The sequence below is a fragment of the Actinobaculum massiliense genome (genome assembly GCF_001457435.1).
GTDB lineage: Bacteria > Actinomycetota > Actinomycetes > Actinomycetales > Actinomycetaceae > Actinobaculum > Actinobaculum massiliense.
On the sequence record NZ_LN881714.1, the window covers coordinates 1 to 14699 of the forward strand.

At 57.3% G+C, this 14699-nt stretch carries 15 protein-coding genes; all 15 read right to left on the reverse strand.

Annotated features, from left to right (window positions below; genetic code table 11):
- Positions 1–251 precede the first annotated feature (251 nt).
- The 15 genes from BN2664_RS00005 to BN2664_RS00075 all read right to left on the reverse strand — a co-directional run bounded on the left by BN2664_RS00005 (position 252) and on the right by BN2664_RS00075 (position 14671).
- The gene (locus BN2664_RS00005; RefSeq protein ID WP_058120537.1) at positions 252–863 is read right to left on the reverse strand and encodes a hypothetical protein; all 612 of its coding nucleotides are present in this window, start codon (positions 861–863) and stop codon (positions 252–254) included.
- Positions 850–1173, reverse strand: a complete 324-nt coding sequence (locus tag BN2664_RS00010; RefSeq protein WP_058120538.1) for a hypothetical protein — start codon at positions 1171–1173, stop codon at positions 850–852. The genes BN2664_RS00005 and BN2664_RS00010 overlap by 14 nt, the downstream gene beginning before the upstream one ends.
- Positions 1174–1197: 24 nt before the next feature.
- Complete coding sequence (locus tag BN2664_RS08890; RefSeq protein WP_082628254.1) at positions 1198–2559, reverse strand: peptidoglycan DD-metalloendopeptidase family protein; 1362 nt, start codon at positions 2557–2559, stop codon at positions 1198–1200.
- Positions 2444–2920 carry a hypothetical protein gene (locus tag BN2664_RS09085; RefSeq protein WP_058120540.1) on the reverse strand — a complete coding sequence of 159 codons (477 nt, stop codon included), beginning with the start codon at positions 2918–2920 and terminating at the stop codon, positions 2444–2446. Before BN2664_RS09085 ends, BN2664_RS08890 begins: the two co-directional genes overlap by 116 nt.
- Positions 2921–3580: a hypothetical protein gene (locus BN2664_RS00025; protein ID WP_058120541.1), complete on the reverse strand. Its 660-nt coding sequence runs from the start codon at positions 3578–3580 to the stop codon at positions 2921–2923.
- 15 nt (positions 3581–3595) lie between these two features.
- Positions 3596–5962, reverse strand: a complete 2367-nt coding sequence (locus BN2664_RS00030; protein ID WP_058120542.1) for a hypothetical protein — start codon at positions 5960–5962, stop codon at positions 3596–3598.
- On the reverse strand, positions 5962–6723 hold the full coding sequence (locus tag BN2664_RS00035; protein ID WP_156407872.1) for a hypothetical protein: 762 nt from the start codon (positions 6721–6723) through the stop codon (positions 5962–5964). Before BN2664_RS00035 ends, BN2664_RS00030 begins: the two co-directional genes overlap by 1 nt.
- A gap of 285 nt (positions 6724–7008) precedes the next feature.
- Positions 7009–7794 (reverse strand): hypothetical protein, encoded by a 786-nt coding sequence (locus BN2664_RS00040; RefSeq protein WP_156407873.1) that lies wholly within the window; start codon positions 7792–7794, stop codon positions 7009–7011.
- 13 nt (positions 7795–7807) lie between these two features.
- Entirely contained in the window at positions 7808–11326 is a 3519-nt protein-coding gene (locus tag BN2664_RS00045; RefSeq protein WP_058120545.1) for a tape measure protein, read from the reverse strand.
- 315 nt (positions 11327–11641) lie between these two features.
- The gene (locus BN2664_RS00050; RefSeq protein ID WP_058120546.1) at positions 11642–12211 is read right to left on the reverse strand and encodes a hypothetical protein; all 570 of its coding nucleotides are present in this window, start codon (positions 12209–12211) and stop codon (positions 11642–11644) included.
- A 69-nt stretch (positions 12212–12280) separates the two neighbouring features.
- Positions 12281–12823: a phage tail tube protein gene (locus BN2664_RS00055; RefSeq protein ID WP_058120547.1), complete on the reverse strand. Its 543-nt coding sequence runs from the start codon at positions 12821–12823 to the stop codon at positions 12281–12283.
- Positions 12824–13061: 238 nt separating this feature from the next.
- Positions 13062–13481 (reverse strand): hypothetical protein, encoded by a 420-nt coding sequence (locus BN2664_RS00060; RefSeq protein WP_058120548.1) that lies wholly within the window; start codon positions 13479–13481, stop codon positions 13062–13064.
- Positions 13482–13490: 9 nt separating this feature from the next.
- Complete coding sequence (locus tag BN2664_RS00065; protein WP_058120549.1) at positions 13491–13877, reverse strand: HK97 gp10 family phage protein; 387 nt, start codon at positions 13875–13877, stop codon at positions 13491–13493.
- Entirely contained in the window at positions 13878–14246 is a 369-nt protein-coding gene (locus BN2664_RS00070) for a DUF6093 family protein (protein ID WP_058120550.1), read from the reverse strand.
- Positions 14243–14671 (reverse strand): Gp19/Gp15/Gp42 family protein, encoded by a 429-nt coding sequence (locus tag BN2664_RS00075; RefSeq protein ID WP_197408627.1) that lies wholly within the window; start codon positions 14669–14671, stop codon positions 14243–14245. Before BN2664_RS00075 ends, BN2664_RS00070 begins: the two co-directional genes overlap by 4 nt.
- Positions 14672–14699: the final 28 nt, after the last annotated feature.

The window sequence follows — 14699 nt, forward strand, 5'->3', positions numbered from 1 at the left end:
GACCTATTCATTACGAGTGAATCGCTCAACCAAACAGCCGGCATGTTAAACCCCGCAAATCCGCCACTTAACCGGTCGCGAATCGACCCATCCCCGCCAACTACAGCCATTACTACAGCCATCCCAGTTTGCGGTTAATCACACCGCGAGTGCGGGCATGAGAAAATAGGCCCCTCCACCGTTGAGCGCGCGGCTGTTGGCGGAGGGGCCTAGGTTTACTCTAAAGAAGTTTAAATATGTGTTTAGAGTAGCTATTTGTTTTCTGTGTAGGGTGTCCAGATTGCGTCGAGTCCGGGCAGGCCGGGTTTCCAGGCGTCCATGGTCCAGTGTGCGAGCCGGACCTTATATAGTTTGCCGTCGCATTCGTAGATCTGGTTCGCCGTGGCGTATATCCCCGCCTGCCAGCGTGGGTATTTCTTGCCCGTGTCCGGGCTGGTGGCAGTCTCTGCGTCGGCTAGCCAGAGTTGCCCGCCGCCATTGCCTAGAGAGTCCGGGGCCCAAACGTTAGCGTCCACCTGGGACGTGTAGGGTTTGCCCATGTAGATGACTCGTGCTCCTTTTGCGTAGACGGCTCCGGGAGCGTAGAGGGGTAGTTTGTCGACTGGCGTGTTTTTCCCTGCTTGGTTGGCTTGGTCCACCTGCTCCAGCTGCTTCCTAGCGTTTTCCTGCTTTTCTATGGCTTCCCTACGTGCATCCTCGCCTAGTAGTAGTGCTCGTGCTTCTTCCAGGCCGCGCTTATCCAACCCGGCCAGTTTGTTGGGTAAGGATTTGAGAAATTCGGTTTGCCCAGCCGGAGGGGTGTATTCGGGCTCTGCAGGTGTTGGGGTGGTTTCTGGTTCGACGGGTTGGTTAGTTTCCGCCATCTACCTCACCATCCTCTCCTAGGTTTGTTGGGGCTTCTTCGGTGTGGACGCCGGTGGCTAGCCACGGTATAAACCGGGCTAGGAAAGCCTCTACTTGTGGGAGGGCGGCAACCCTGGTGATCGCGGCGGATGCGGCCAGGATTCCTGCGAAAATCGGGAGCGTCTCATCCACGCCGATCGTAGCGATGACGACGGGGGCGAGGGCCGCGAGCGCGATAAGGACCTGTACGGCTGTGCGGATTGTGGCCCGCGCCGGGTGTGCGACTTGGGTGGGCGTCGATGCGGCGACGTCATATGAATGCTTCGACATAGAGCTTTTCCTTTCGGTTTCGTTTTAGTATCCGCGGAGCCAGCATTGGACGCCCCGAACCGTGGCCGGCCCAAAATCCCCGTCCACCACATATTCACGGCCGTAATAGCCACGCTGACGCAAATAAACCTGCAAGCCCTTCACGGACGCGGCACCCCATGCGCCGTCGACGACGCGTACGACGCCGTCCACGGCTTGTGTGTAGCATCCGCGGTCGAGAAGCCACCGTTGCCAAGCGCTTACTGTGGATGGCCCAAAATTCCCGTCAATCACATACTTATTTGCCGGGTAGTAGCCTTTTTCCTGCAGCACCGTTTGCAGGGCGATCACCGTGTGTTTCCCGAACTGGCCGTCTACCGCGCGCGTGTAATAGCGTTTCCCGCGTGGCGCTTCGGCAACCGTTCGCGGTGCCATGTTGGCTTTGCCGGGCGTGACTCCGTGTACGTTGAACCAGGCGCGCGGGTTTTGCGCAATCCCGCGTTTATTCCAACACTCGAAATGCAAATGGGGTCCGGTCACGTTCCCGGTTGCACCCATGAGACCGATCTGGCCGCCCATAGCTACGTTTTGGCCAGGACGCACAAGAACACGCGAAAGATGCCCATAGTACTGTCTTTCGCCGTCCGGGTTACGTACGAGAATGCCTTGCCCGGTACGCCCCGAGACGATGTTCCAGCCGGCTTTTTCTACCGTTCCAGCGAACGCCGCATACACCGGCGTGCCCGTCGCGTTAGCAATATCAATACCGGCGTGGAGCATGCGCCCAATACGCCACGAAATCCGGCCACGCCACCCATATTCGCTCGACACCCGCCCGGTGGCAGGGTTACACATCGTCACAGTTCTTTCCTCCGTTCTCTCATATTCGACACCAGGCACGAGTCCGGCTTTTGTCCACCCACGCCCAAGCACGCTCCACGAACCAACCCCTAGTTTCGGGTTGCGTGCCTCGATCGTTTTTCCGTCCCCTAGCGACACCGCAATATGTGCCACGCCGGATGTGGATGCTTCTTTCGGGTAGTACAAGAGCGCGCCCGGGGTTTTATATGCGTCCTCTACCGGGATCTCTTCCATGTCGTGTGCCTGCTGCCAGGACCCCATACCAAACCGGACACCGCACTCTTTGAGCGTCCAATAGATAAGGCCTGAGCAGTCAAATGCTCGAGGGCCTTTAGAACCAAAAACATATGGCTTACCAGTCTGGGTTTTCAGCAAAGCAAGCCACTCATCAACGTCCACCAATGGGAAGTGCCTCCTCCTTTTAAATAGTTCAAGCCCCATGCGGGGCTTGCTGTTTTTTGTGGTTATTCGGCCACGGCGGAGGCGGAGGCGGTAGCTCCGCATTAATATGCTTCCGCAACACATGCGCATAATCCACCAGACCATCCCGATCGACCGTGAGCGCGGCAATCATCTCCGCCTGTTTTTTCCTTGCTTCCTGCTCGGCCGCCTGCTGAGCGGCTAAAAACCGTATTCGTTCCTGCTGGGCGGCCACGGTTTCACGCAACGCTGCGACCGCATCCTGCAACGACGCCACAGCCGAATTCAGTCCCTCGGTTGTGGCCTTCTGCTGCTCCACCTCGAGTTTCTGGTCATCGATACGGGCTTGTTGTACTTGTGTTTTTTCAGCCAACCGGGAGGTTTCTTTTTCGCTTCGTCTTTTCAGCCACGCGGTGGCCACCGTGCCCATAAACAGAAGAAGGGACCCGAGAAAGGCCGCGTCTAACACGATATCTAGAAAATTCATTTATACCGTCCCAACGTTAATCAACGAAATATTGCCCGCCCGCAACGGGATATTGTCGGCCCAGTTTTGGAAAGCCCAGGCTGAGATTTTCGCTCCCGCGTCCTGATATTTCACGTGAGTAACGGTAATGACGTCCTCGCCCCTAGCTACCGCTCGATAGGCTAACGGCTCGTTGTTCACCCTGATTTCTATGAGGGTTCTGGCGGCGGCGTCGTTCGTAATCGTCGTGTTTAGCCACACGTTGAGTTGCATGAGCCAAACACCGGACGACGGCAAGGTGAGCGTGACGTTATCGGCGGATAGCTGGAACTTCCCCGAAAGCCGCCCCTGTTTTGGTGTGCGTAGCCCGAAGTTTTGCCATTGCCCGCGGGGAATATGGTCCTGATAGATATCAGAATCCCAGATTTCGGACCGGCCGCCCGTCCACACAAGCGACCCGTCTTTGCGGAACTTCGTATAAAACCGCTCCTCGGACGTGACTGCGAAAAACAGTGGAAACACATTCGGCGGCGCGGCGGCGGCGACCGTTTCAGCCTCGGATATGGTGGCTACGGGGATATAGGCGTGCAAGCTAGAACTGAAGTTGGTGAATGCGGTTGGCGCGCTAGCTCCGTCCATATACTCCGGAATAACCCGCTTCAGCACGTCGAGTTTTGACATCGTGGCTTCTCCTTTTTATTCGATTGGTCTAATTTCAACGATTCGCGGCGAAACCGCCGGGTTGCCCGGTGCCTGCGGATACGGATTCCGGCCAATAATGCGGTACTGCGTCCCCACCGTATAGGTGTGCCCTGGCTCGAGAGCCCGGGGCTGCGAAAACGTTATTGGCACAATCCCGACTCGGTGCGGTTTGCCCACTTCAAACCGTTCGCCCGTCTGCTGATCCGTGAAATACGGAGTACCCATGACGTGATACGTGTCGTTTGAGATGAGAGTTCCGAAAGAAATCATGTTGTTTCGAGCCACTGCCTGATAGCTCCCGGGGAAGTCATAGAAATGCCACTGGCCGCTATCGGATGGCCATACAGGTGCGCCTTCAATAAACGTTTTTGAGCCGAAAACGTAGGACGCGAGCGGGAGCATTTCATCAGACACCGGCGAGCGAACGGAAAGGCCTGTCCCCGTGTCTGAAGATAGGCGTACCATTTCTTTTCCGCCCTGATACACGTGCACACCCGTCGAATCAATCTTCACGTTGTTCCACGTGCTCGACGTGTCAGCCGCATAGTAAGTAGACCCGACGAAAGTTTTGCCGCGGATCTCATTCGCCGTGAGCTCCCGGGTACCAATCGACCCCGCTTGAAGCTTCGGAGCCGTCACCACGCCGTCGCGAATATCAATCGCTCCAGCTTGAGCTTTCACCGTGATATCCGCAAGAGTGAGCCCATACCCAGAAATGTTGAGCCACACGAGTTCGAGGGTTGCCGCGGTCGACGGAGCGGTCAGCACCTCGCTCTCGTACGTCCACGACGTTGAGGCGTAGCGGGTCGAACCGACATAGTAATAGCCGATATCTTTACCCGCAGCGTCTCGCCACCTATACGCGGTCTTATAGTTCCTCCCCGGCGACGCGTAAGCCCGCCACGACCACACATACGACTCGCCACCCACAACAGGGATACGCGACGAATCACTATTACCTATAAACACGGTGCTGGTGGATGATGCCCGCCAGGAACCGCCCGTCCCGGTCCCGTCCGGGCGCGGGCTGGACTGCCACCGCCACGAGCTCGACAGGTTCTCGTTTTTGTAGCCTTGCCCGTTAGGTACCAGGTTGCCGGGTGCAACAATAACCCGTTGCGCGGACGCCACTTTCGCGGACAGGTCATTCACCCACAACTGGTTTGCGACGCTCGAATCGAGCTTCGCATAGCTAATGCTGGCGTTGCCTATTTTCGCGTTCGTGATCGCCCCATCCGCTATCTCAGCCCTACCGATCGCCCCATAACCAATATGCGCCGAAGTAATAGCGTTGGCACCGATAAACTCGGGGCCCATTTTTATTTGTTCCCAGTCGTTGCCTTTCCGCTGGAAAAGCCTTTTAGCGGTGCCGTTCTCCCAGACATACCAGAGGGCCCCCTCCGGGCGGCCACTCATATCGCTAGCACCTGGATCACGGTAGGCCAACGTGACCATGCCCGACCCGGCAGTCTGCGTACCCTTTACTTTATCCAGCTCTGCACGGAAACCCAGCAACGCGGTTTCCGCCTTATCTGCCTTTTCGCGGGCCGCCGTCGCCTTCTTCTGCGCTTCCTCAGCTTTCGCAGTCAAGTCCTGGATACGCTCTTCACAACGCGCCGCTTCCGCCACCGCGCCCTGCGCCTTACCATCCGCGTCTTTAGCCTTCGCGAGCGCTACGGTCGCGGCCTGTTGTGCTTTCACGACGTCCGCCGCTGCCACATCCGCAAGAACCTGCGCGGACTCCGCCTGCGTCTTAGCCTTCCCAGCATTATCAGCCGCGACCTCAACGCTCCGGGTGAGCGACTCCGCTTGGCTCTTCGCCTCGCCCGCTGTGGTTTCCGCCGCGACGGCTTTTTCTACTGCTTCGCGGGCCGTCGTCGACGTCGCACCAAGCCTTTTATCCAAATCGTGGAATTTAATCGCGGCTTCCTCCGCAACCTTCTTAGACGACGCCTCCGCCGCATCAAGCCTTTCGTTATTCTCAGCCAGCTTCTTCGGAAACTCAGCCAGCAGGCGCTTTTCCTCCTCGGTGAGGTCCTCCGGGACTAGGCCGCCGTGAGCCAACTGCGACTTCGGCATGACCGGATTCAACCCCTTGGCTTGGTCTTCGTCGAACCCAACGGGTTTATCGCCCGCCGCGCCGGTGACTAGCCGCGGACGCCCGGAATCGTCTACCTGCACAAAAACCAGGCCGCCGGGAACATACCGCCCGGGGACTACTGGAACAGTGAGGGTTTTTCCTGCGTAGGTGATTTCCGCGCGGGCGTCGTTATCTTTCACTACGGAAATGAAAACCGCCTGGCGTATCGGGCGACTGCCCGGACCAGACGGCGTATCTTCATAGGACGCTAGAACACTCACTATCCGACTCCAATTTCTAGTTTCATCGTGCCAATACCGCTTATAGGCATTTCGACGCCGGTCACAATCCCCCGCCGCGTCACACCGCCCCGCGTGACGGACACGGTTTGATCCAGCTTTATTCTCCAGTCGGTCACGCACTCAACCTGGACCGTCTCGCTATAGCGAGCTCTTTTTTCTAGCTCAGCCTGAGCAACAAGCAGCGCCTGCGTAGGCCCGGCAACCGCATCGCCGGATACTTCCTCGGTCACCCACCCGTACACGGCAGGTTGGTAGTCACCATATTTCTCAACCGCTTCCGCGCTGAATTCCCCGTCCCGCTCGCTGTTCCCGCGAACGACAATATGGTTAGGACGTTTAGAACGCTCAAATTTCGAGGGAGCGGACACAACCGTCCCGGCCTCCCCGTCAACCAGTGTCAGGTCGTCGACTCCGGCAAGCACCGGCGCGGCGCGTACGATCACGCCGTATTCGGTCTCCCGCACCACCATCCGCCCGGCTGACAATACGTCTTCGAGGGCTTTCCCGCGATCGACACCTACCATCCACTCGAAAGGCACCCGGTCCGCGCCGATCCCCCGCTCGCTATCGGGGACAATCCCGTCCGGGGCGAACACTGCCCGGATACCCATCAGGCAAGACGCAGACGGAGCCATCTGGATCGGGGCCGCGAGCTTATGCTCGCTTATACAAGCGGTTGCGCCGCGCCCGGAAAGACGCACGGCGTCGCCGCCATCCTCCCAAGAATCCAAACGAAACAAAGGCGACGAATACGTTTCTGTGTCCCCGCCTTGACTGATTTCATGGACTAGCTGGGCACGCGTACCCACACAAGAAAGCAAATCCCCAACCCGCCTAGGTAGCAGATCCTTGCCCTGCCACATGCGCGGCACGTCCACGTCTAGGACATAGTCGCCTAGGCCGTTTTGGAGGGCTTTCGCCGTAACCGTCCCCGAGACGGGGGTTATTTCGACTATTGGCCCGCCATCCCTAGAGACTTTTAGGCAGGCGGTGACTTTAAGATTTTTGCGAGGATCAACCATTGCCTATACCCCTTTCACAACAGCGCCCCACGAGTCCCGATTTTGAGAAACGTCTTCCCACGTCCCCATGTGTGCCACATCCCCCCACGTGACAGGCGGGATGCCGTTTTGCGACCCGTCAGGGTTTACCCCGCCCGTGAGGCAGTCCGGGTCAGCCGGGACGCATTCAAGCTTCCACGCAGTTTCCTGGACCTCGATACGCTCAGTACGCTCGCAAGGAAACGCTGTTACGTATACGAGTTGTACCGGCGGGATATTGCAGTCCGGGACCTGGCAGACTTTCCTCGAGTGCTCGAGAACGAGGGGTTCCCCGCGCTCCACAAGCGCCGCGAGCGCCGCGGTCGCCTTGCCTTTCGTGTAGGCGTTGACCGTAAACGCTCCTACGGGTGCGACCTGCGATCTTGCGACCGGGTATTTTGATCCGGCCGGCCATACTAGGGTTACGCCGCTTTTACTGTCCACGGCGTGCGGGGTAGCCCAACGAAAAGCGGCTGTGGTCTTCCTGCGGACGTCCCTAAACTCATGTGTCGCCGTTGCGGGAATATCGGCCTGCCCGGTGAGCATGGCCCCTGCCGCGCCAGGATAAACCAACTCGTAGGAAGTCTGCCCATACGCGAGCGGGTCTAAACCCACCCATTCGCGGCCCCCAATTCCGTGAGAACCTGCAACGAATCTATTTGTTCCGTGTTCGCGAACCCGATATTCCACGCCCGCGGGAACCTCATCAGCGTCCACCACAATCACCACGTTTTTACCGGACATCATGACTGATACTGGGCCACTATTCATGATCTACTCCTTTTTAACGTTGAGCTAAACGGCGCGCACGATCACGTGCCTGCAACGCTCCGCTGATACGGCCATCTACCAGGCGCCCGTCTACTCCGATTGTTCCGCTGATTTCGCCACCAACAAGGGTGAAGGTTGATGGGAAGTCGAGGGCGATGAGAGGTTGGGGTGGTGGCGGGGTGGACGCGATTTGGGAAACGAACCCTCCACTGGCATATCCGGGCATTGAGGCGACGAGTTCGTCCCAGTAGCGTGGGCCTGTTCGGTCGACGACGCGTTTGGGTACCACGTATTCGCCGGCGTGGACGATGCCTGCCGGGTGGTACATGTTGCCTGGGCCCGTGTAACCGCCCGTCCAGTACGTGCGCTTGTTTTTGCTCGCCACGGGGATGTCGTTCCCGTCCAGATTCACTTTGCGCGTGAATGTCGTCTCGTGCTTATTCGTGAAAATGTCGAGGATCTGGGTTGCCGGGTTATTCCTCGCGTACTGGACGACCGCGTTCACCGCGGCCAACGCGTGCTTGTTATCTCCTTGGATTTGGAGCATCGCGTCCCTGCGGGCGTTAATCTCCGCGACAACCTCGCCAAGCGTCACCGTCGTCGGGTCCTTGTTGCCAAGGATCGCGAGGATTCCTTCCGACGAATTAATGTCCGAAATAACGTCGGTGAGCTTCTTGTCCGCGTTATCCGAGTTGGCGAGGAGCTTCACCGTCCCGTCCGACATGTTCACCTCGGACGTGTAGGCGAGGAGTTCCGCCATTGCCGGGTCATCATTCGCGTTAATCGTGAATGTCCCGTCCGCCTGTCGTACCGCGTTGAGAGCCACCGCGAGCGCTTCCATCGCCGGGTCGTCGTTGGCGTTGATTGTTATTTGGCCGTCCTTGTTTTCCTTGACGAAAGACAAGAACTGGTGGACTTGGTCGACAGCGTTCGACGCGTCCGCGTCAATCTTGATGACTGGGGATTCCATTTCGCCGATATACCCAACCGTCTTCTTGATTTGCTCAAGCTGTTGTGCGCTCCAACCGTAGGTGTCGGCCATGGCCTGCCATTTAGCGTTATATTCACCGATTTGAGCGTTGATTTCTGCTTGCGATTTTTTCTGCTCGCGCATGACGTTGAGGTTTTGCTCTTGTGCTTTAGCGATGTCTTGAAGGACCGTGAGCTGGTTACGGTTGGACCCGAGAATGTCGACAGTGCCACTCGAATCGAACGCGATAGCCGATCCGGACGCGAACAGTTCCTTAGCTTTTTCCATTGCGTCTGCCTCTGCATATACCGCGTCAATGCGTGCACGGGCGGACCGTGCTTCCTTTTCTCGGGCATTATTAGCGGCTTCGATAGCAGCGGCTTGTTCGCGTGCGGCTTGGGCGGCGGACCGGCGTGCTTTTTCTTCCGGAGGGATTGCTTCTTGTGCTTCGTTTGTCCGGTTCTTGATTTCTTGCAACCGCCCGGCGAGGTCCGAATATGTATTGGCCTGAACGAGGGTGGCTTTGATCTGCTTTTGCTGAGCAGGTGTCATCCCATCCATGGCCAACGCGGCCTCCAGGTTCGCGTTCGTGGCGCCCTCGGTAGCACCCTTCGTCGCATTGAGCTGTTTGATGTATGCGTCGGCTTTAGGCCCACCTTCTGCGATTGCACGTACCAATTCGTTTTGCGTCACTCCCAGGAGACGTGACGCTTGAGTCAAATCGTCTACCCCGATCTGGTTGCGTACGAGGGATTCAACTTGGGCATCGACGGCACCGGAGCTGTTCGAGAATGCGACTTTGAGTTCCTCAGTTTTTTGGCGTAGCTCGGCCTGTTTTGCCGCATACGAGGAAATCGCGGCCGTAGCGATCGCGATACCGCCACTAATTGTCAATCCCATGGGACCGCCGAATGCGCCAAGGAGTGCCGCCCCGGCACTCTTCGCCGCTCCCGCAATTTTTCCCATGCCCTTACTAATTCCTGTAGACATAGTCAGCTTTGCGGCACCCCAAAACTTCAATCCGCTGTCGTATGCGTCTCGGAATGTTGTGGCCACCGACAACATCGCATCAGTTACGTGTCTCGACACTTTTACGAGCCCACCCATATGACCTTTCAAGGCAAGCATCACCATCCCAGCCGCGAGCGCCGGGCCAGAAAGACCAGAGAGTGCCCCGGCTAGGGCGGATACTAGACGCACGAGCGGTACTAGGATGACTTCTACGAGTGGGGATAGCGCGACCAGCATTTGGCTAAAGGCTGTCGCTACTTTCACTGCTGCTTCGCTCATTGACTGTAATCCTGGCGCGGCTGCGCTCAGTACCCGGTTGATAAGCTCCATTCCTGTAAGCACGAGCTGGGAGAGGGAGCGTTTGAGTGGTTCGGAGCTTTCGAGGACGTTCGCAAATGCGTTGCGAACCGGATCGGAGGCAAGAGCCATGGCGCCTAGGCCTGCAACAACGGGGTTTATTGATAGGCCGAGTGCGGCAAGTGGCCCAGACTGGGTTGCCATCGCCGAAAGGGAGGCGGCAACTCCCGCAATAGGTGCTTTATATTGCGCAACAGTTTTAAACGCACTGGAAATATCTTCGACACCGATCGCTTCAATATTGGCACGAAGATTCTTAAGCGCCTCGGATACAGGCGCCGACCACTCGGTGAACGCCTTTTTCATCTCAGGTGAGAACGCTTTAACCTTCGCACCGATCGCACGTAGCACATCAGCAACCTGGTTAGCCCACTCGACAAGCGCACCGCCACCTTTCGGGTCGACAAGGGGTTCAGCGAGCATGGCACCTATGTCACGACGAGCCGCTTTGACCCGGTCAAGTGCACCGGCAAGCTGTTTCTTTAACCCCGCGGCCGCTCCCCCATATGCTTGCTGCATCCCTTTCGTCAGATAGTTGACGAAGTCGTCAGCAGAGATTTTCCCGTCGGTAATCATTTGGCGCACTTGTGCGCCCGTCTTCCCCATCTGGGAGCCAACCAATTCGGCAGCGTTCACTCCTCGCTGGCCGAGCTGCATCAGATCAGTTGCTGTCACCTTCCCTGCCGAACTGATCTGCGCGAGAACATAAACAATTTCGCTCATCTGCTGAGAACTACCACCGGTCGCAACCGTCGCGTCCTGCACAGCCCCCAGAATCGGGATAACCTTTTCCGCTTCAACCCCGAAACCGATCAACTGTTGCTGAGCCTTGAGCAACGCATCCTTACCAAACGGGGAGGTGGACGCGAATTTATCCATCCGTTGCATTTGTGCCTCAGCCGCCTGAGCCGAGCCGAGCAACGTTTCAAGCGCGCTACGCGTGTTCTGTTGCAACGCGTTGTAATCAATCCCCGCTTTCATCGTGGTCACCGCGAGTGCGGTGCCGACTGCGGTGATGGTGTTGAGGGCGTTTCCGGCGATTTTTGCGGTGGTTTTGGTGGCTGTGCCGATGTTTTTCCAGGCTTTGGTGGTGGTTTTGGTGGTGTTTTCGGCGGCTTTTGCGGCTTCGTTCATGGCGCGGACGAAGTGGGTGATGTTTGCGCCGAGTCGTACTACTACTGAGCGGTCTGTCATGGTGGGTGTCTTTCTTTTATTCGCCGTCGTCGTGGATGTAGGGGGTGTGTCCGCTTTGGTGGGGGTTGTGTCGGTGGTGTTTGTCGAGTTGGTAGCATCCTTCGCACCATCCGGTTTTGACGGTTAGGTGTCCGGTGATGTCTTTTTGGGTGGTGCGGAAGCGGGATGTTCCGCAGCCGGTGCAGATGCTGGCTTCGTAGAGGATGAGGGCGGCGGCGAGGGTGCGGTCGGTGTGGTTCCAGTGGGGGCCGGGGTGGTAGGTTGCGAGGAATTCGGTGGGGCGGATGTGCCATTTGGCGGCGGCTTGGAGTTGGGTTACGATTCCGGTCCATCGTGGTTGGGCGAGGGTATGCGCCAGAAAGGGGCGTCGGGTCCGAGGGAGGCGAGTGAGGTGGCGACGGCTGTTTCGAATTCTTGGATGAGGTGGGTGGTTTGGATGGTGCCGATAGCGGTAAGGAATTTTGTGACGTCTGTGGGGTTGGGAAGGTTGGGGTGGGTCATGTAGTGGGAGAGCATGAAGGCTGCGTAGTTGGTGAAGTGTTCGTTGGGGATGCCTTGTCCGTTGAGGACTTTTTCGGGGTCGAGGTCGTTGGCTTTGCAGAAGTCGGTGACGGTTTCGCGGTATTTGTCTTGGTTGGGGGCGGTTATTTCGACGGTGAGCCAGGTGTTTTTGGCTTGGTTGATGAGTTTGCGTAGTTCTCGTTCGTCGGGGTCGCCTGCCATGGTTTGGTTGAGGGTGCCTGTGTCGATTTTTTCTTGGACGGTTTTTCGCAGGTGGTCGATTTTTGCGAGGAGTTTGCGGTCTTGGCAGATGTCGATGTAGCGGGTTTCTTCGGTGGCTCCGGCGATGAAGGCGGCGAGGTTGAAGGTTTTGGGGTCTGGCATTTTGTTTCCTTTGTTGGTGGGGTTGGCGAGGGCTACCCGGGTTCGGGTAGCCCTCGTGTGTTGGGTGGGTTAGTTGGCTAGGACTTTGGCGCGGTGTGCGAATTTGCCGGTGGGTAGGAGCACGACGTTGTAGGCCGCGTCTTCACCGTTTTGGTCGGGCCGGTTTTGTGGGTAGTCGGTTGTGAATTGGTATACCTCTACCGTTTGGTCGGCTTTAAATTTTTCTGTGTAGGGTAGTGCGGATTTGGGGTCTTCGGGGACTCCGCCTCGTCGGACGATGTCGACTTTGATGTCGGGGTCTTTGAAGATGGATGCGGCGCGTAGGTAGGCGGATTCGGTTTCGGTTGCGTCTTTGTCGCCTTCGCGTACGAGGGTGAATTCGCCTGCATAGTTGGCGGCTCCTCGTCGGGTGGAGGCGGCTTTTTCGCAGAGGGTTTGTTTGCCTTGGACGGTTTCGGATGCGTTCATTCCGAGTGTGTATCCGGTGACGACGGCGCAGGTGAAGTCGACGCCGTTTTCGAGTTCGTCAACAGTGGGTTTGGTGATGTCCTTGAGGCCTCCGACGACGGCGACGAGTCGCAGGATGTCTGAGTTGACGAGTTTGGAACTCATTTGTTTGTCTCCTTTTTGGGTTGTGGCGTGGTGCCGGTTTTTGTGTTTGCCCTTCCCTTGTATTCGGGACAGGGGCGTGTGATTAGTCCTCCGCCGCAGCAGGCGTGGACTTGTTCGGTTTGGGGAGGGGTGGTGGTGAGGTCTGGGTTGAGGCGGATGGTATCGGGTGGGAGGGGTTCGAGTCGTTCTCCTGTTGATTTACGCCACACTTGTACATAGTCCACGGTCTTCTCCTTCTTTATGTGTGCGCTTCGTATTGGGATATTTCAACGGCCGCTTCATGGGAGGCCATTGCTTGGACGGGTTCGAGGGCCCGTTCGAGGGTGTGGGCGATGCGTGACCCGGTGGGCGTGATTTTGCGGGTGGTGAGGTAGTCGCGGATGTGGCGGGATATGCGTCTGGCTTGCCGGTAGGCATCCCACGTATCAAAGTCCCCACCGGTTCGAACTATTGTTCGAATTTGGGCGGTAATGGTTTGAGTTTCGCCTTGCCCACCGAGTGTTACCGACGAGGCGAGGGGCGCGGAGAGGTTGACGATAATGTGGGTTTGGGTGCGGTCCTCTAGACGGACATTGGGGATACCGTCGTAGACGTCGATCCCTTCAGGTACAGCTTCGAGGATAAGGCCCATCATGATCTCGTCAATGCTTTGACCCATATTTTTCTCCTACCAGGGTTTGGCGACCTTGCTCATATGAGTCACGAATTCCTTATATTCTTTTTCGAACGCGGGAATCAGGTGGGGCATAGCGGGCGAGGTCGCGGTCCCGAACTCGAGCAGATGGCCAAGAGATCCTTGTTTTCCTGTTTCAGGGCCGATTTCCGCGTATATCTTTTTACCCGTAGCAATAAAATCGTAGGTGATAGAGGTGGGATAGTAGCGAATGGCGGATTTGCCGGACATGAGCCCTTTAATTGTTTGTCGGGCGTCACGTTTAATGTTGATCGCGCCTTTTCTCACGCACTGGCGCATCTGACGGATCGCTCCCCTGGGGGCTCTTCTAAGATCTTTCACCAGTGCATCTAACTCAGAGGTGTCGGTATACCCAGCCATTCACATCACGCTTTCTACCTGGTAGCGGGCCGCCGAGTTTTGCGATCCAGGGGAAGCACCCCTCACCGTGAGGACGGTGCGGGCTAGTTGCGGGTCTCCCGATGTCACTTTGATCTGGTCGCCCTTAATAAGCACCGTCGACCACGGGAAATGTGCGATATTTTGTTGCATCGCGGTTTTCCCTCCCGCATCGGGCATCATCGCCGCGTTCGTGTTTGTTGTACGCACACGAAATTTGCCCTCGTAGACGATAATGTCTTCCGATTTTTTCTCTGCCCGGTTATAGACCCGCCGGGTCACAATGCACGTATCAGTCATGCGTGCCTCAGCCGCACGCCGGCCCGCTTCCACAACAGTTTTAATACTCATGGTGCTGGCACCCACGTCGTCGAATCAATCCACTGCCCAGCCGCTGGCCTTAGTGGGTGGGTGCGTATCGAGAAGGCTCCTTGTTGGCGTTCTTCAAACGGGGTAAGCAACTCCCATTCCTGATCGGTCAAGAAAATCTCGCCCCGCGAAAAGTCCCGGTTGAGCCGGTAAGAATAGTCATCAATCTGTTCGGATTGTTTCCCATCCGGGTTACGCAGCTTACGGATCACCGCGTTCGCTTCGACCATTCCCGCCACGTCCGTGCGGATCGCGCCTTGGGCTAAGAGCGTCTCGTAGTCAGGGATACGGGAAGTGATGAGGGCCGTCACGTCCCGGAGCCACGCGTTGACCTGCGCGATTTCTCCCGCGTCACTAATTGGCCGTCCTAACCGGTCAGCCACCGTCGCAATATTCGCAACCGTCACGGCCCCCACCATCCTTTCTTTCGTCTAG